The 16,591-nt window shown below is 70.3% G+C and carries 15 protein-coding genes and 1 tRNA gene; 10 read left to right on the top strand and 6 right to left on the bottom strand.

Features of this window, described 5'->3' with window-relative positions; translation table 11 throughout:
- Window positions 1-85 precede the first annotated feature (85 nt).
- The 5 genes from QWI33_RS00835 (at window position 86) to QWI33_RS00815 (ending at window position 5,757) form a co-directional block, all read left to right on the top strand.
- Complete coding sequence (locus tag QWI33_RS00835; RefSeq protein ID WP_289953931.1) at window positions 86-952, top strand: GNAT family N-acetyltransferase; 867 nt, start codon at window positions 86-88, stop codon at window positions 950-952.
- A gap of 365 nt (window positions 953-1,317) precedes the next feature.
- On the top strand, window positions 1,318-2,640 hold the full coding sequence (locus tag QWI33_RS00830) for an NAD(P)/FAD-dependent oxidoreductase (RefSeq protein WP_289953930.1): 1,323 nt from the start codon (window positions 1,318-1,320) through the stop codon (window positions 2,638-2,640).
- A complete protein-coding gene (locus QWI33_RS00825; protein ID WP_289953927.1) occupies window positions 2,637-3,548 on the top strand; it encodes a hypothetical protein in 912 nt (303 codons plus the stop codon). Before QWI33_RS00830 ends, QWI33_RS00825 begins: the two co-directional genes overlap by 4 nt.
- Before the next feature lie 56 nt (window positions 3,549-3,604).
- Entirely contained in the window at window positions 3,605-4,159 is a 555-nt protein-coding gene (locus tag QWI33_RS00820) for a GNAT family N-acetyltransferase (protein ID WP_353895339.1), read from the top strand.
- A 134-nt stretch (window positions 4,160-4,293) separates the two neighbouring features.
- Entirely contained in the window at window positions 4,294-5,757 is a 1,464-nt protein-coding gene (locus QWI33_RS00815) for a family 43 glycosylhydrolase (protein WP_289953924.1), read from the top strand.
- A gap of 63 nt (window positions 5,758-5,820) precedes the next feature.
- Here QWI33_RS00815 and QWI33_RS00810 read toward each other — a convergent pair whose 3' ends face one another.
- The gene (locus QWI33_RS00810; protein WP_289953923.1) at window positions 5,821-7,092 is read right to left on the bottom strand and encodes a glycoside hydrolase family 27 protein; all 1,272 of its coding nucleotides are present in this window, start codon (window positions 7,090-7,092) and stop codon (window positions 5,821-5,823) included.
- 90 nt (window positions 7,093-7,182) lie between these two features.
- On the opposite strand from QWI33_RS00810, the gene QWI33_RS00805 reads away from it, so the two are divergent.
- Window positions 7,183-7,998 carry a helix-turn-helix domain-containing protein gene (locus QWI33_RS00805; protein WP_289953921.1) on the top strand — a complete coding sequence of 272 codons (816 nt, stop codon included), beginning with the start codon at window positions 7,183-7,185 and terminating at the stop codon, window positions 7,996-7,998.
- Between the two features lie 50 nt (window positions 7,999-8,048).
- Here QWI33_RS00805 and QWI33_RS00800 read toward each other — a convergent pair whose 3' ends face one another.
- From QWI33_RS00800 to QWI33_RS00785, 4 genes are all read right to left on the bottom strand, one after another.
- Window positions 8,049-8,654, bottom strand: coding sequence for a DivIVA domain-containing protein (locus QWI33_RS00800; RefSeq protein WP_289953920.1), 606 nt, complete (start codon window positions 8,652-8,654; stop codon window positions 8,049-8,051).
- Window positions 8,655-8,670: 16 nt separating this feature from the next.
- On the bottom strand, window positions 8,671-9,777 hold the full coding sequence (locus QWI33_RS00795; protein ID WP_289953919.1) for a globin domain-containing protein: 1,107 nt from the start codon (window positions 9,775-9,777) through the stop codon (window positions 8,671-8,673).
- Between the two features lie 4 nt (window positions 9,778-9,781).
- Window positions 9,782-10,162, bottom strand: coding sequence for a group I truncated hemoglobin (locus tag QWI33_RS00790; RefSeq protein WP_289953917.1), 381 nt, complete (start codon window positions 10,160-10,162; stop codon window positions 9,782-9,784).
- Between the two features lie 310 nt (window positions 10,163-10,472).
- Window positions 10,473-10,904, bottom strand: coding sequence for a hypothetical protein (locus QWI33_RS00785; protein WP_289953915.1), 432 nt, complete (start codon window positions 10,902-10,904; stop codon window positions 10,473-10,475).
- Window positions 10,905-11,338: 434 nt separating this feature from the next.
- Between QWI33_RS00785 and QWI33_RS00780 the strand changes: the two genes are divergently transcribed.
- Window positions 11,339-11,515: a hypothetical protein gene (locus tag QWI33_RS00780; protein ID WP_289953914.1), complete on the top strand. Its 177-nt coding sequence runs from the start codon at window positions 11,339-11,341 to the stop codon at window positions 11,513-11,515.
- Window positions 11,516-11,517: 2 nt separating this feature from the next.
- Entirely contained in the window at window positions 11,518-12,102 is a 585-nt protein-coding gene (locus QWI33_RS00775) for an SMI1/KNR4 family protein (RefSeq protein WP_289953912.1), read from the top strand.
- 423 nt (window positions 12,103-12,525) lie between these two features.
- On the opposite strand, the gene QWI33_RS00770 is transcribed toward QWI33_RS00775, so the two are convergent.
- A tRNA-Val gene (locus QWI33_RS00770) sits at window positions 12,526-12,600 on the bottom strand.
- Window positions 12,601-12,823: 223 nt separating this feature from the next.
- Here QWI33_RS00770 and QWI33_RS00765 point away from each other — a divergent pair.
- Both QWI33_RS00765 and QWI33_RS00760 read left to right on the top strand, forming a co-directional pair.
- Complete coding sequence (locus tag QWI33_RS00765; RefSeq protein WP_289953911.1) at window positions 12,824-15,142, top strand: rhamnogalacturonan lyase; 2,319 nt, start codon at window positions 12,824-12,826, stop codon at window positions 15,140-15,142.
- A gap of 126 nt (window positions 15,143-15,268) precedes the next feature.
- Complete coding sequence (locus QWI33_RS00760) at window positions 15,269-16,456, top strand: PQQ-dependent sugar dehydrogenase (RefSeq protein ID WP_289953910.1); 1,188 nt, start codon at window positions 15,269-15,271, stop codon at window positions 16,454-16,456.
- The last annotated feature ends 135 nt before the right edge of the window (window positions 16,457-16,591 follow it).

Genomic DNA, 16,591 nt, shown 5'->3' with positions numbered 1-16,591 from the left:
GTCGAATGCCTGCGGGCCCGAACATACCCCCGCCCGCGCCCGATAACCGGTTGCGGGGACCGGCGCGGCGGTGTGTGATCGGGGCATGGACTTCGAGTTGAACACCCCGCGAACCGACGAGCTCGGCGATGCCGTCGCGGCACTGCGGTCATGGCAGTCCGACGACGCCCCGCTGCAGCTCCACCCCGGTGACCTGGGCTGGTACTGGCAGCTCGGAGTCGAGAAGACCGCCGCGTCGGTGCGGATCTGGAGGCGTGACGGCGAGATCGCGGCGGTCGGGTTCCTCGACGGCCCCGACGTGCTGCGGTTGACCACCGCCCCGGACCTCCTCCACGACGAGGCCCTCGCACGGCGCATCGCCGCCGACCTCGACGATCCCGAGCGCGGCGTCCTGCCCGCGGGCAAGGTGAACGCCGAGGTGCCGAACGGCGCGGCGCTCCATGAACAGCTGGCCGAGACCGGTTGGGACACCGACGAAGCCTGGACGCCGCTGCGCCGCGACCTGACCGCGCCCGTCGAGGACTCGGGCCTGCGCATCGCAGTGGTCGGACCGGAGCAGGCGGAGCTGCGCGCCGCACTGCAGCGGTCCGCGTTCGAAGGCTCGACCTTCTCCGTGGAGCGCTGGCAGGCGATGGCCTCCGGGCCGGCGTACGCCGACGCGCGCTGCCTCATCGGATTCGACGAGAACGGCGACGCCGTCGCCACGGCGACCGTGTGGTCCGCCGGGCCCGGCAGGCCCGGCCTCATCGAACCGATGGGCGTCCACGCGGACCACCGGGGCCGCGGCCACGGCAAGGCGATCTGCGTCGCGGCGGCCGCCGTGCTCCAGGAGCTCGGCTCCTCCAGCGTGATGGTCTGCACGCCGAGCTCGCTCACCGGCGCCGTCGCCACCTACCGCTCGGCCGGTTTCGCGCCGCTCCCCGAGCGATTCGACCGCCACCGCGCCGCCTGACCGCGAACCCGGTCGCGCGGCGATCGCGTCGCCGATGAAGCCGTCCGCTCCCACTCTGATGTATCGGGTGGCCGTGACCGACCGCGTTCGCCCCCTGAGCGATCGTGGCGTAGACGAAGCCCCTGCGGCGGCCGCCGCAGGGGCTTCACGCACCCGTTCCCGTACGGTGTCGCGGGGCGCCGCATCGGCGACCCGCTCGCCGCTCCCCGGTTCCCCTCGCGCAGGGGAGGGCGCTCCCCCTCGCGGGGGACCCGCAAGCCGTTGCGTCGCATGCAAGATGAACCTATAGCGAGAACCACCTGGTCGCGGTCAATGACGACAGTCCATTGCGATCGAGCTTCCCGCCTCGCCATAGGAGTCAAGCCATGCGCCAACCCCGCATCGTGATCGTCGGAGCCGGATTCGCCGGATTCCACGCCGCCCGCAAGCTCTCGCGGCACCTCAAGGGCCGCGCCGAGGTCGTGCTCGTCAACCCGACCGACTACTCGCTCTACCTCCCGCTGCTGCCCGAGGTCGCCGCCGGCGTGCTCGACCCGCGCCGGATCGCCGTCTCGCTCACCGACACCCTGCCCGGCGTCCGCCTGGTGCTCGGCACCGTCGACCACGTCGACGTCGCCGCCAAGCGCGTCCACTTCCGCGACCCCGAGGAGACCCGCGGCGAACTCGGCTACGACCGCCTCGTGCTCGCGGTCGGCAGCGTCAACAAGGTCCTGCCCATCCCGGGCGTTCCCGAGCACAGCCACGGCTTCCGCGGCATCCCCGAAGCGATCTACCTGCGCGACCACCTCATCCGCCAGATCGAACTGGCCGCCACCGCCGAGGACCCGGTCGAGCGCGCCGCCCGCTGCACCTTCGTCGTCGTGGGCGCCGGGTACACCGGCACCGAGGTCGCCGCCGCCGGGCAGCTGCTCACCAAGGCCCTCACCCGCAAGCACCCGCAGCTGCGCGACCAGACGGTCCGCTGGCTGCTCCTCGACCGGGCCGAGCGGGTCCTGCCCGAACTCTCGCCCCGCCTGGGCGCCACCGCGACACGCGTGCTGCGCCGCCGCGGCGTCGAAGTGCGGCCCGGCACCTCGGTGGAGGAGGCCACCGCCGCGGGCGTCGCGCTCACCGACGGCGAGTTCGTCCCCACCCGCACCATCGTGTGGAGCGCGGGCGTGCGCCCCGACCCCGTCGCCGCCGACATCGGGCTCGCCCACCTCCAAGGCCGCATCGAGGTCGACGAGTTCCTCGCCGTCCCCGGGCACCCGGAGATCTACGCGTGCGGCGACGCCGCCGCCGTGCCCGACCTGACCCGGCCCGGCGAGATCTGCGCGATGACCGGCCAGCACGCCGAACGCCAGGGCAACGCCGTCGCCCGCAACATCGCCGCGTCGCTCGGCCGCGGCACCGCCCGCCCCTACAAGCACCACGACCTCGGCTTCGTCGTCGACCTCGGCGGCATGCAGGCCGCCGCCAAACCCCTCGGCATCCCCCTCTCGGGCCTGCCCGCGAAGGTCGTCACCCGCGGCTACCACCTGATGGCCATGCCCGCCAACCGCATCCGGACCGCCGTCGACTGGGCCCTCGACGCGCTGCTGCGGCGCCAGAGCGTCCAGTTCGGGCTCGTCCGCTCGCCCGCGGTGCCGCTCGACACCGCCGACCCCGAGCTGCCCGCCCCGCCGCCGCGCGTCCCGGCGGCGAAATGACCACCAAGCGGCTCCTCCAGGTCGCCGCCGCCTGGAACACGGGTTACGCGCTCATCCACATCTACTGGGCCGCAGCGGGTGCGCCGCGCTTCACGTCGTTCGGCGAGTCCTTCGTCCCGGGCCGCTGGACCCCGGTGGCCATCGCCGCCGCCGCGGTCCTGGCGTGCCTGCCGCTCACTCGGCCGCGCATCGCCATCGTCCTGGGATGGGCCGCGGGCGCGGCGATGACCGGGTACTCGTTCATGTTCGCCCTCGACCTCGTCAGCGCGCTCTTCGGCGAGTTCACCGCCGCGAACTGGCCGGGGTTCCTGATCCGCGGCGCCGGAGTCGCCGGCGGCGTACTGACCATGCGCTGCGCCGCGGCGATACAGCGCCGCGAACAGCACGCCTGCCCGCAGTGCGCCCGCCGGCACGGCCGCTCACCGGAGCGCCGCACCGACCCCAGCCCGTGGTGGGCCTATGCGGCGGCATACCTGGCGTTGGCCGGCGCCTCGTCGCGGTTCATCGCCGAACTGGCCGGAGGACTGCCCTGGTCGCCGACCGACCCGGCCGCCCTGGTCTTCCTCGTCATGTACGGCCTGGCGGGCGCGCTGCTGCCGCCGGCCCTCGCCCACCGCTGGGGAAGGATCTGGCCGCGCTGGGTCGTGCCGCTGGCAGGCCGGGACGTGCCGCGCTGGCTGGTCCTGGTCCCGGCCTTCATGGTCGGCGGCGGCCTCACCGGGTACTTCGGGCTCGTCGGCACCACGTACACGGCCAGAGGCGACTTCTCTCCTGAGTATCCACTGTGGTGGACTCTGGTGGTCATCCCGGGGTACACGCTGTGGGGGGTCGGCATCCTCATCGCGGCCGCCTCCTACCTGAGGCTGACCAGACCGGAGTGCACCCTCGTCGCGTCCGGGCAGGCCTGACCCGCCCCGCATGTGAGAGCATGTCGTCTGTCGGCGCGGTCAGATCCGGAGGACGCATGTTCAAGACTTCCCTAGGCGAAGGCGTGGAACTGCGCCCCCTGCTGCCGGACATGGCAGAGGAGCTCGCGGCCCACGTCGACCGCGGCCGCGAGTTCATCGGACGGTACGTCGCCTTCGCCGACGCGATCGCCGACGCCGACGCCGCCCGGCGCATCCTGACGACCTTCGAGGAGAAGGCCGCCGCGGACACCGGGCGGATGTGGGGGATCTGGGTCGACGACGTCCTCGTCGGCGGCGTCCTCTTCCGCACCATGGACTTCCGCATGGAGACCGCCGAAGCCGGCTGCTGGCTCGAGCCCGCCGCCGTGGGCAGGGGACTGGTCACGAAGGCGGTCACCGCGATCATCGACTGGGCCGTCGAAGTGCGCGGCATCCACCGCGTCGACTGGTGGACCTCGACCGCGAACACCGCCAGCATCGCCGTCGCCCAGCGGCTCGGCATGACCAAGGAGGGCGTCGCCCGCGAGGCCTACCTCCACCGAGGCGTGCGGCACGACATGGAGATCTGGTCGGTCCTCGCCCCGGAATGGCGCGCCGCCCGCGACGGCTGAGGCCGCAGTATTTATTTCCGTCGATTGATTGACTTCGGCACGGCCTCGTTGTTACCGTGAACATCTCATGGTGGCCACCATGCTCTCGCCACCGCCCGTGCAGGGGCAGCGGCACACCCTCACAAGGAGCAGCCATGTCGACCCCCCGTCCGCGCAGCATGCTGCGAAGCGCCGCCGCGCTCTTCGCCGCGGCGATCCTCGCAGCAGCCGCCCACGTCCTCACCAGCGCCGAACCCGCCGAAGCCGCACCCGGCCCCGCCTTCACCAACCCCGTCGTGGACGTGCCCAACAGCGCCGACCCGACCCTCGTCCAGCACAACGGCTTCTACTACTACGTCGCGACCACCTGGTCCTCCCAAGTGGTCATGCGCAAGTCCGCCACCATCGCCGGGCTCGTCAGCGCCCCCGAGACCGTCGTGGTCAGCACCGGCGGCAGCACCATGTGGGCCCCGCACCTCGAGCTCATCGACGGACGCTGGTACCTCTACTACTCCGTCGAGCAGTCGGGCGGCGCCCGCCGCACCCACGTCGCCCAGAGCTCCGGCTCAGACCCCATGGGGCCCTACACCGTCCGCGGCATCCTCGGCCTCATGCCGAACAACGGCTGGGCCATCGACGCCGCCCCCCTGCGCCTCAACGGGAACCTCTACATGACCTTCTCGGCGTTCGCCGGGGACGGCCTGCAGTCGCTCTACATCGCGCCGATGTCCAATCCCTGGACGGCCTCCGCGTACGGCACCCGGATCTCCGCGCCCACCCTCTCCTGGGAGACCCAGAACGGGGCCGTCAATGAAGGCTCGTTTGCCCTCCAGCGCAACGGGCGCACCTTCCTCACCTACTCGGCCAGCCACTGCAACGGGCCCAACTACAAGCTCGGGATGCTCGAGTACACCGGGAGCGACCCGCTCCAGATGAGCTCCTGGACCAAGTACGCGAACCCGATCTTCCAGCGCAATGACGCCGCCGGCGTCTACGCGCCCGGACACCACTCGTTCTTCACCTCGCCCGACGGCACCGAGACGTGGATCGCCTACCACGCCAACGACTCGGCCACCGAAGGCTGCGGCACCACCCGCACCACCCGGGTGCAGAAGATCTCCTGGAACGCGAACGGCACCCCGAATCTCGGCGTGCCCGTCTCCACCGCGACGGCGCTCGCGGGGCCCTCGGGCGAACCGGACCTCGGACCGGTGCAGATCCGCAACCGCCACAGCGGCCTCTGCCTGGACGACTACAACTTCGGCACCGCACCGGGCGCCGAAGTGCGGCAGTGGACCTGCAACGGCGAGACCGTCCAGGACTGGTTCCTCAACGACCTCGGCAACGGCTACCACGCGATCAGCAACACCTACAGCAACATGTGCCTGGACGACTACAACTTCGGCACCGCACCCGGTGCCGAAGTGCGGCAGTGGACCTGCAACAACCTCAACGTGCAGCAGTGGCGGGTCGTCGACGCCGGCGGCGGCTACGTCAACCTCGTCAACCGCCACAACGGCCTCTGCCTCGACAACTACAACTTCGGCACCGCGGCCGGATCCGAGATCAGGCAGTGGACCTGCCTGAACAACGCCGCCCAGCAGTGGCAGCTCGTCTGAGCGTGAAACGAAGCGGCCCCGGCGGAACTCCGCCGGGGCCGCCCGAGACCGCAGCCGCGCGCGTCACTCCAGGCGCAGCAGGCGGGCGCCGTGCGCCGGAACGCGCACGCGGAACGAGCCGTCCTTCACCGGGACCTCGGCGCCCTCCCACAGGTCGCGGGCCCGGGTCCGGTCCCCGCTGCCGACGTCCGCGAGGTGGACTTCGAGGTCCGCGTCCTCGTCGCCGAGCCAGAACACCGCGCACGCCTCGGCGTCGCCGAGTTCGGCGCGCCAGATGACCAGCGAGTGGTCGCGGACGATCTCGCGGCTGCCTTGGCTCTCCAGCAGCGCCAGGACCTCGGGGTTCTGCAGCAGCGCCAGCGTCTCGGGCGGCGTGTCCGGGAGGTGCCCGCCGAACATCAGCGGCGACCGCATCATGCACCACAGCGTGAGCATGGTGCGCTGCTCCTCGAACGTCAACCGCGACAAGCGGTCCTCGCCCACGTGCGCCTTGATGCCGATGCGCCCCAGCGGCAGCATGTCGGCGTCGCCCCACGCGCCCGGCACTTGGTGCGGCGCCCAGCGGGCCGCGCGCTGGAACATCTCCTTCAGCGCGCCCCAGTCGTCCCACAGGTCGTCGGAGATCCGCCACATCTCAGCGTGCGCCCGAAGCTCCTCGAGGTGCGAGAAGGACAGGGCCTTCCCCGGCGAGAGGCTCAGCACGATCGGCCGCCCGCACTTGTCGATCGCGCGCGAGTACGCGGCGATCTCGGTGCGCTGCACCGGCGGGTGCAGGACGTCGTCGAGCTTCACGAAGTCCACGCCCCACTCGGCGAACAGCGCGAGCTGCGAGTCGTAGAACGCCTGCGCGCCCGGCTTGGAGTGGTCGATGCCGTAGTTGTCGGGGTTCCAGGTGCACGCGTTCTCGCGGTCGGCGATCCGCGCCGCGGTGGTGTCGCCGCCCAGGACCGGGAGGTCCAGGTCGACCGCCTTCTTCGGGATGCCCCGCATCATGTGCACGCCGAACTTCAGGCCCAGCGCGTGGACGCGGTCGGCCAGGGCCTTGAACGAGCCGTCCGCGGCCGACGGGAACCGGTTCGGGGCCGGGAGCTGCCGCCCCCACGCGTCGAGCACCGGGTCGGCGACGTCGTTGTAGCGGTGCAGGCCCGGGTCCGGCTCGTACCACTGGATGTCGACCACGACCGTGTCCCAACCGAACTGCTTCAGCTCGGCGGCCATGAACTCGGCGTTCGCGACGACCTGGTCCTCGGTCACCGAACCGCCGAAGCAGTCCCAGCTGTTCCAGCCCATGGGCGGGCGCTTCGCGGCGTGCTTCCTCGCAGATGTCGACGTCATGGGGTCAAACCTAGCCGCGACCGGGCGAACGTGAATCCTGTCCGCTTGGCCGTTCTTCCGGGATCCTTTGTTCGGCTAGCATCGCCCCTCGTGAAGCACGAAACGGTGGCGGCCCCCGCCCACGCCGGGATCTGGGTCGCCCACGGGGCGGCCCCGGCGATGGACGGCGCCCACAGCCACGACGACATCGAGTTGAACGTCGTCACCAGCGGCGCCATCGAGTACCTGTTCGGGGAGCGGAGCCTCCGCGTCGAGGCGGGGCAGTCGGCCGTGTTCTGGGCGAGCCTGCCGCACCGGCTGCTCGCGCCCGAAGGCGAGCCCGCCGAGGTCTGCTGGGCGCACGTCCCGCTCTCCACGGTCCTGACCTGGGACCTGCCGGCGGCCGAGCTGCGGGTCCTCCTCGAGGGCCGTCCGGCGCTCGCGGCCCTGCCCGATGATGTCGCGGCGCCGAGCGTCTGGCGGCGCTGGGAGGCGGACTTCGCGGGCCGCGACGCGGACGCCGCACTCCTGGAGGTGCACGCGTTCCTGCGCCGCACCCTGCGCGCCGCGGCCGTGCCCAGCGGCACCGGGCCGGCCTCGCGGCCCCTCGGCATGGCGGCGTACATCATGGAGCGCTTCCGGGACCCGATCACCGCGGCGGACGTCGCGGCCGTGGTGCACCTGAACACCGAGTACGCCATGACCCTGTTCCGCAAGGCCTGGCACATGACCATGGGGGACTTCCTGCTCCGCCGCCGGGTCGCCGAGGCCCAGCGCCTCCTCGCCACCACCGACCTGGACTGCTCCGCCGTCGGCTACGCCGCCGGCTTCGGCTCGGGCAGCAACTTCTACGCCCAGTTCGCGAAACTCGTCGGCACCAGCCCGGGCCAGTACCGCGCCGCCCTGCGCACGCCCGGCACCGACTGACGCGAACGCGGTGCCCGCTCCGGTGGAGCGGACACCGCGGCATCACCGGTTCAGGCCTCCCGCTGGAGCTTCGCGACCTCCTGCTCGAGCCCTTCGCGGGTCATGCGCAGCTGCTCCTCGGCGACCTCCACGGCCTCCAGGAAGCTCCGGGCCCGCACCAGCTGCCTGATGCGGTCCTCCGCTTCGGCGTCGCGCCGGCCCTCGTTGTCGCGGCGGTACTCCGCGACGGCCCGGTCGGCCTCGTCCTTGGCGCGCGCCTGCGTCTGGCGCATGAGCTCGGAGGCCTGCGACCGCGCCTGCGCGATGATCTGCCGCGAGTAGTGCTGCGCCTGGTTGACGTAGCTCTCGGCCTGCTGCTGCGCCTGCGAGACCAGGTTGACGGCCGTCGAGGTCGGCGTCGCGGGGATCGGCGCCTGGAGCCGGAGGGAGCTCTGCTGCGACTGCCAGGACCGCAGCGCCTCCTTCAGCTTTTCGGCGTCGATCCGCAGTGCGGCTTCGCGCTGGTCGCGGCTGGCCAGCTCGTCGGCCACGAGCTCCAGGAAGCGGTGGACCTCGTCGGGCTGGTAGCCGCGCCGGGTCAGGCTCGTCATCGAGAACCTGGCGTTGTTGACCTCCCCGACGGTGACCTTCACATCGCGCGAACGATAGTTGTACATGCTGGAACGTCCTCTCTCACGCGCCCGAGGGCTCGAAGTGGATGGCCTCGGCCGGGACGCCGGCGCCGGCCAGGTGCTTCCTGCTGGCCTCCACCATCCCGGCCGGCCCGCACAGGTACACGTCGGCGCCCGCGCAGCGCCCGTGCGCGGCGGCCAGGTCGGCCGGGGCGCCCACGCGGACGCCGGAGCCGAAGAGGTCCTCGTCGACGCACGGCACCAGCTCGAGCCAGTCGTACCGGGCTGCAAGGGCCCGCATCTGGTCGAGGCAGTACAGGCCCGCCGGGCTGCGCGCGCCCCAGTACAGGCTGGTCGGCCGGGGTGCGGCGGCCAGCTGCTCGACGAGCGCCTTCATCGGGGCGATGCCGGTGCCGCCCGCGATCATCGCGATCCGGCCCGAGCCCGGGCGCAGGGTGAGCGCCGAGCCGGTGGCCGGTCCGACCCGGAGGGTGTCGCCGGGGCGGAGCAGGGAGACCAGCGCGGTCGAGACCTCGCCGCCGTCGACGGCGCGGACGTGCAGTTCGATGGTGCCGTCCGTGCGGGGCGCGTTCGCCGGGGAGTACTGGCGCCAGGCCCGGGGGCGCAGGCTGGTGCACAGCGAGACCGACTGGCCCGCAAGGTAGTCGAGCCGGGTGCCGGGGTCGATGGTGATGACGGCGGTCTCGAGGTCGCGGCGGTCGTGGGCGACGACCTCGGCGTCCCACCAGGACGGGGTGTAGTGGGCGGCCGCGTCGGCGGCGTCGGCCATGGTCGCGGCGACGAGCTCGTAGGCCGCCGTCCAGTCCGCGGCGATCGCCGGGGTCCAGTGCGGGCCGCTGAAGTGCTCGAGCGTGGCCAGCAGGGCGTCGCCGACGGCGGGGTAGTGGCCGCGGAGCGCCCCGAACTTGCGGTGGTCGCGGCCGAGCGCCTGGAGGGTGGGGACGACCGCGTCGATGGTGTCGACATTGCTGACCACGGCGCCGAGCGCGGTCACGAGCTTGTCGCGCTGCGCGGCCATGTTCATGGGGAACAGGTCGCGCGTCTCGGGGTGGGTGAGGAACAGGGTCGAGTAGAAGTACAGCGGGACCTGACTGCCGTGGGCGGCGACCAGGCTCCAGTTCTTCTTCAACCGGTCGGCGTCGATCATGCGCCTAGTCGGCCCCGATGACGTCGGGCGCGACCGATTCGAGGACCTGGCCGACGTGGTCGATGATGTCGCGGGGGACGTCGAGCTCCTCGAGGACCGCGGTGAGGTGCGCGCCGACGGCCTTGTACTGGCCGACGGAGATGTCCATGGCCTTGTGGGCCTCGGCGAGTTCGCGGCCGGCGTAGGTCTTGGGGCCGTCGAGGACCTGCGAGATCAGGGCGACCTGGTGGCGCTTGAGGACGGCGAGGTCGGTGCCGGTGAAGAACCCGGACAGCTCGTCGTCGGCGAGCAGGCGCTGGTAGAAGCGCTCCACCGCTTCGGTGACCGCGGGCGCTCCGCCTATGCGGTCATATGCGGACATCGGCTGCTCATCGGCTTCATTCATGGTCACTCATCCTTAAACGTGATACCGGATACGCGACCAGAGCCTACCCACGATCGTCTCCAAGATCCATAGTGCTGCTCAGGTTTTACGAGTTCCCTTGTTGCGATAGTAAATCGTAAGTGGACGGTTACCGTTCGCGTTGTGCGCGACTCATCACTCGCACGACTCCGGCCCGGCGCATCGATCCCACCGACCACTGTCGGCACGGGCGTACCAGCGTCCACGGGTGCAATGAAAGGTCTGCGACGACTGCCGAAGCGTCTCCCGAGGCCATTCGACACTTACTCCGGCACTGACAACAAATGCGCCGTCAGTACGACGCAACGTCGCACACCTTCCACTCGCCGTCTTCGTCGACGACGGTCATGACCGTGATGATGTCGCCGGGCCTCGCCTCCTTCTCCCAGACGTAGTCGTACGTCGGCTCGTCGGCGAGCATGAAGATCGCCACCTCGACGTCGCCGTCGTGCTCGCGCGAGGTCAAGTAGAGGTTCGGGACGGTGTAGTCCCCGTTCTCCGGCTCGCGCGCTTCGGTGTACAGCAGCCGTTCGGTGACGATGGGCGCCGGATACGCGCACGTGAGGGGCTCGAGCCCTGCGAAGTCGACGTTGACGTGCGCTTCGTGCCACAGGGCCGCAACGCCTTCCGGGGTCTCCAGGTCGACCGCTGCCGTAGTCGTGTACTCAAGCGCCGGTTCTGGTGCGTCGCTTCCGGCATCCGCCGAGCCGACGGCCGACGGCACGGGCGCCGGTTCGGGTGGCCTCGGCCGTTTCCTCGGGGAGCGCCATGGCGCCGAGGAGCACCATGGAACCGAGGATCGCACCGACGCTGATGGTGACCACGAGTATTGCGGCCTGATCTCGGGTCATGCGCCGAGTGGTCTGACGGGAGGGGCTGGGGTGATCGGTCATGAGTGGTTCGGTCTTCGACGTTCCGGACATTGACCGGCGAGGCTATGGCACCCGATCACCTCGCTTTCGATGTCCATCGTGTACTAGAAAATTGCGGATCGCGGCCATCACGACTGGTCGTGAGCGATACGAAGTCCCACTGCCATCGGCACGATGGGAAAGCGCCGGCAGGTGAGTCGCCGGTATCCCGCCGGTGATTCGCCGCCGGCTCGCCGCATGGCGACCGTGCCGCGGTCGATCTCCCTCCTTCCTTGAGGCGATCGCCGTGGCGTCCTGCACGCTGGCGGCCACCGCGCTGCTCCACGCGAACCTGTTGAGCGTCCCGGTGCCGTACGCGGCGATGTACAGCCCGCCGGGGAGGACCGGTGCCGAACCTTCCATCGACGTTCGCCACGACGCGACCCGTCATACCGGCGGCTCCTCGATCTGGGGTAAGAAGTGACCATGAACTTCTCATTCGAGGAGGGGATGGACCACTACACCGCTCCCTCCCTTCAGGCGGGGATGGTCGAATCAGCAGAACGCCGGCTGGGAGTGAAGCTGCCGCGGGCGTACCTGGAAATACTGCGTGCTCAGAACGGCGGTGTTCCATATAGGAGATGCTTTTTCACCGACTTCCCGACATCGTGGAACGAGGATCATTTTGCGATCTCCGCAATTCGAGGAATCGGTGGATCGTGGGGGATCGACGCGCAAGTCGGGGGAAGCCGGTATCTCATCGAAGAGTGGGGCTACCCGGACATAGGGGTGGTTGCCTTTCGCACTCCCTCTGGTGGTCATGATGCGGTGATGCTTGATTATGCATCGGCGGTTCGACCGGATTCTCCAAGAATCGTATACGTGGACGAAGATAGGGTGGTTCGGCCCGTCGCGGATAGCTTCGAAGCTTTCATCGGCCAGCTCGTGCGGTGCGAGGACTGTCTTGATGTCGCGCGATTAGCGTTGGGGCAGAAGGTCGAGGCGCGGATCGGATCCTGGCGGGCGGCCACCGGTCGCCCCAAGGCCCTCGAGCTGTGGCCCTTCGGCTGAAAGGTGGGCTGGTTCGGGGCGGGGACCTCGTCGTTAGGAACGATGCCGGCCTCTACCTGCACGCCGCCGCGAGCAGCACTGAGACGCGCGACGCGTATTGCGAGGAGACGGCGCTGGACTGGCAGCGCTTGGAGCACTGAGAGCGAGCAGGGCCCCTAAGCATGTGTTCAGGTGTGCCAGGGTGCGTTCGAACCGGACGGGGTCGCCAGGCACTTGCCGAGCGCGCGGAGCTCCTGGGCCGAGGTGTGAACTGCTGGTTCGAGCACTTTCGTTGTCAGCACCGCCGACCGGGCTGTCCAAGGTTAGGGGAGTTCGGCAAGGACTCAAGCCGCTGATCGCGTACCTCGGCGAAGCGGGCCATGAACGCGGAAACGCGGGGTGCAAGGCACCCCGCGTACATCGCGCCTTGTATTAGGCGCGGCATGGTGGTCGATACTGGGATCGAACCAGTGACCCCTCGCGTGTGAAGCGAGTGCTCTCCCGCTGAGCTAATCGACCGGGACGAGGCATAACTGTACCGGAGTCTGTTGCGGGGGAGCTTTGTGGGGGGCCCGGCGTACCGGCGGTCACAGGGCGGTCGGTTTGGGAAGCGCTTGACAGGCGCGGGTGAGGTCGATAGTCTTCGATGCGTTAAATCGTTTCAATTGAGGTCTGGGCGCGTCCCCTCCACGACTTCGACGCGTCTTCGCAGGCCTCCGCGCTTTCGAGGAGCCCCCCTTCCATGAGTCCTCCCACGATGTTCCGCAAAGTCCTCGCCGCGTCCCTGGTCGGCGTGCTCGCCGGTGCCGGGGTCACCGCCTCGGCGCAGTCGCACGGCGGCGGCCGCCACGACGACATCCAGCTCGAACGCCTCGACCGCGGCCTCGTCGCGGCCGTGACCGGCGACGGCGTGTTCCTCAGCTGGCGCCTGCTCGCCGATGAAGTGACCGGTTATAACGATTCAGGTCTGACCGGCGCCAACTTCAAGGTCTTCCGGAACGGCAAGAAGATCGCCACCGTCACCGACTCGACGAACTTCCTCGACACCGGCGGCGACGCCGACGCCGAGTACCGGGTCGTCGCCGTCAAACGCGGCTGGCCCACCGACATCTCCGACGAGGTCACGCCCTGGTCCGAGGGGCACCTGGACATCCCGCTGCAGAAGCCCGCCGACGGCGTCACGCCCGCCGGCGAGGCGTACACCTACCGCGCCAACGACATCAGCCCCGGCGACCTCGACGGCGACGGCGACTACGAGTACGTCGTCAAATGGGACCCCTCCAACTCCAAGGACGTCTCGCAGGTCGGCTACACCGGCCCCGTCATGATCGACGCCTACACCCAGGAGGGCGAGCTCCTCTGGCGCATCGAGCCCGGCGTGAACATCCGCGCCGGCGCCCACTACACCCAGTTCCAGGTGTACGACTACGACGGCGACGGCATCGCCGAGGTCATGCTCAAGACCGCCCCGGGCAGCAAGTCGACCTCGTATGTGCGCGACAAGGAACGCTTCATCACCCTGCCCGAGGACGACGTGGCGGCCGGTGTCACCCACCAGGACGACTACCGCCTCTCCGCCGCCGGCTACTACGACCACCTCGTGCAGGTCTTCATGGGCTGGCACGAGCACCCCGAGGTCGTCAAGGGCGACTGGCCCGCGACCATCGAGGCCGCGCTCGGGGCGGACGCCCAGTTCGACTTCGCGTACCCGCTCGCGCAGGAGGACGCCGAAGCGCTCGCCGACTACTTCATCGACGTCTACGCACCCTCCCGCTCCACGCGGAACCAGCTGCGGAACTTCGCCGGGTTCGTCCTCTCCGGACCGGAGTACCTCACGGTCTTCAACGGGCGCACCGGACTCGAGATGGACACCATCGACTTCCCGGTGCAGCGCGGCGACGACGGCCTCGAGTGGGGCGACTACGCGATGAGCCGCATCGAGCCGGGCAACCGGGTCGACCGCTTCCTCTCGGGCGTGGCCTACCTGGACGGCGAGCACCCGACGGCGATCTTCGCCCGCGGCTACTACACCCGGACGACCATCACCGCGATCGACTGGGACGGCAGGAACCTCGAGGAGCGCTGGCTGGCCGACTCCGGCCACGCCCCGATGTCCAACCCGTTCAACGACGGTCCGCACGGCGTCGAAGGGCCCGACCCGGAGTGGGGCACGCTGACCACGCAGGGCGACCACTCGCTGAGCGTGGCGGACGTGGACGGCGACGGCAAGCAGGAGATCGTCTACGGCGCCGCGACGCTCGACGACGACGGCTCGCTGCTGTACTCCTCGTACGCGACGATGCCGCCGAACGCCAACAACCCGGGCTCGCTCGCGAAGCTCGGCCACGGCGACGCCCTCCACGTGGGCGACTTCGACCCGGACCGCGAGGGCCTGGAGATCTTCTCGGTCTTCGAGGGCGGCGCATGGGCGCCGTACGGCTACGCGATGCGGGACGCGGAGACCGGCGAGGTCCTGTGGGGCGGCTACACCGGCCGCGACACGGGCCGCGGCATGGTCGGCGACATCGACCCTTCGATCCCGGGCTTCGAGGCGTGGGCCTCGCTTCCGCCAGGCGGCGCTTCCGAAGGCGTGTTCACCGCGACCGGTGAGCCGTTCGCGGGGCCGACGCCCGGCACCAACATGAGCATCCGCTGGGACGCCGACCTGACGACCCAGCTCGTGCACGGCGCCGACGCCGCCACGGTCGAGGAGACCACCATCCGCGACTACCAGGACGGGGTCGTGCTCGACGCCGCCGGGACCCTCACGAACAACTACACGAAGGGCAACCCGGGCCTGGTGGCCGACGTGCTCGGCGACTGGCGCGAGGAGCTGCTGGTGCGCACCGCCGACTCCAGTGCGATCCGCGTCTTCCTCTCCACCGAGGTGACCGACCACAAGCTGTTCACGCTCATGCACGACCCGCAGTACCGGGTCGGCGTGGCGAACCAGCAGACCACCTACAACCAGCCGCAGTACCCGAGCTTCTACCTGGGCGCGGGCATGGACTTCGGCGAAGTCGAAGTGCCCGACTACTACGCGCCCCGCTACTGGGGCTGACCCGGACGGATCGGGACAGGGGGCGGGCCGCTTTTCGCGGCCCGCCCCCTGCCGCGCATGGCACGATGGGCATCGGAGTGCATTGTGGAGCGCTCCCAAAACCCTTCGCCTCCACTGGAGTCCATCGTGCGACGCACCGTCCCCCTCGCCGCCGCGGCGGTCCTGCTCTGCCTGACCGCCTGCGCCCCCGCCGAGGAGCCCGACCCCGTGCCGGCCCTCGAGCTCGTCACCGACGCGCTGGCCGTCCCGAACGACATCGCCGACCTCGGCGACGGCCGCCTCCTCATCAGCGACCAGGTGGGCCGCATCAGCGTCCTGGAGGACGGCGAGGTCCTGGCCGTGCCCTTCCTCGACCTCACGGACGCGGTCAGCGGGCCCGACCGCAGCCCCGAGCTCGGCCTCTCGGGCTTCGCCCCGCACCCGGACTTCGCCGAGAACGGCCGGGTCCTCGTCTACTACACCAAGGACGCCGACGCCGACGCCCCGTCGGGCTCCGGCCGCACCGGCGTCCTCGCCGAGTTCACGCTCGACGCCGCGGGCACCGCGCTCGACCGCGCCTCCGAACGTGTCCTGCTGCGCCACCACGGGATCAACGACCACATCGGCGGCCACATGGCCTTCGACGACCAGGGCCTGCTGTACCTCGGGCTGGGCTCGCCCACGTTCGCCGACCTCGCACAGGACCCGTTCGACCTGCACGGCAAGGTGATCCGCATCGACGTCGACGGGGAGGCGCCCTACGCGATCCCCGCCGACAACCCCTTCGCGGACGGTGCGGCCGGAGCCCCCGAGGTCTTCACGTACGGCCACCGCAACCCGTGGCGGCTGCACTGGGACGCCGAGATCGGCCTGCTCATCCCCGAGCCGATGTGGTCGGACAAGGCCCAGGAGGTGAACCTCGCCGCGCCCGGCGCGAACTTCGGCTACCCGCAGGACACTGTGGAGGGCCGCTGCTACGACGGCGAGGCCGCCGCGCCCCTGCCGGTCTGCACGGAGCCGTTCACGCCGCCCGCGGTCGAGTACGGGCCCGGCACCGGCGCCATCTGCTCCGGGGCCGTGATCTACCGGGGGAGCGAGCTGCCGCAGTTCGAGGGCAAGGCGATCGTCGCCGACTGGGCCGGAACGGTCATCGTCGCCGAACCGGGCGAGGGCCGCTGGAGCCACGAGGTGCTCGACCTCCCGTTCCCCGACGAGGCGCCGCTCAAGGGTCGACTCTGGTCGATCGACGTGGACGCGAATGGCGAGGTCTACCTGATGACCTCGGAGCTCACGCCGGGCGGAGCAGGTGCGGTCTACCGACTCACCGCCGCATAGGACCGGGACCGGCCGCCGCCGGAACCCTCCTCGGAAATAGACATGGGATGATACGAGGAATTCACTCTGAAGCCTTGCTTTCGACCCGCTGTTGCGGTTGAGTGAAGACCGCCCCCATCATCCGCCTCGGGCGCC

This window comes from Glycomyces tritici (assembly GCF_030403505.1).
The sequence above is the reverse complement of the archived record's forward strand: the minus strand, read 5'-3'. Positions and strand labels throughout refer to the sequence as shown.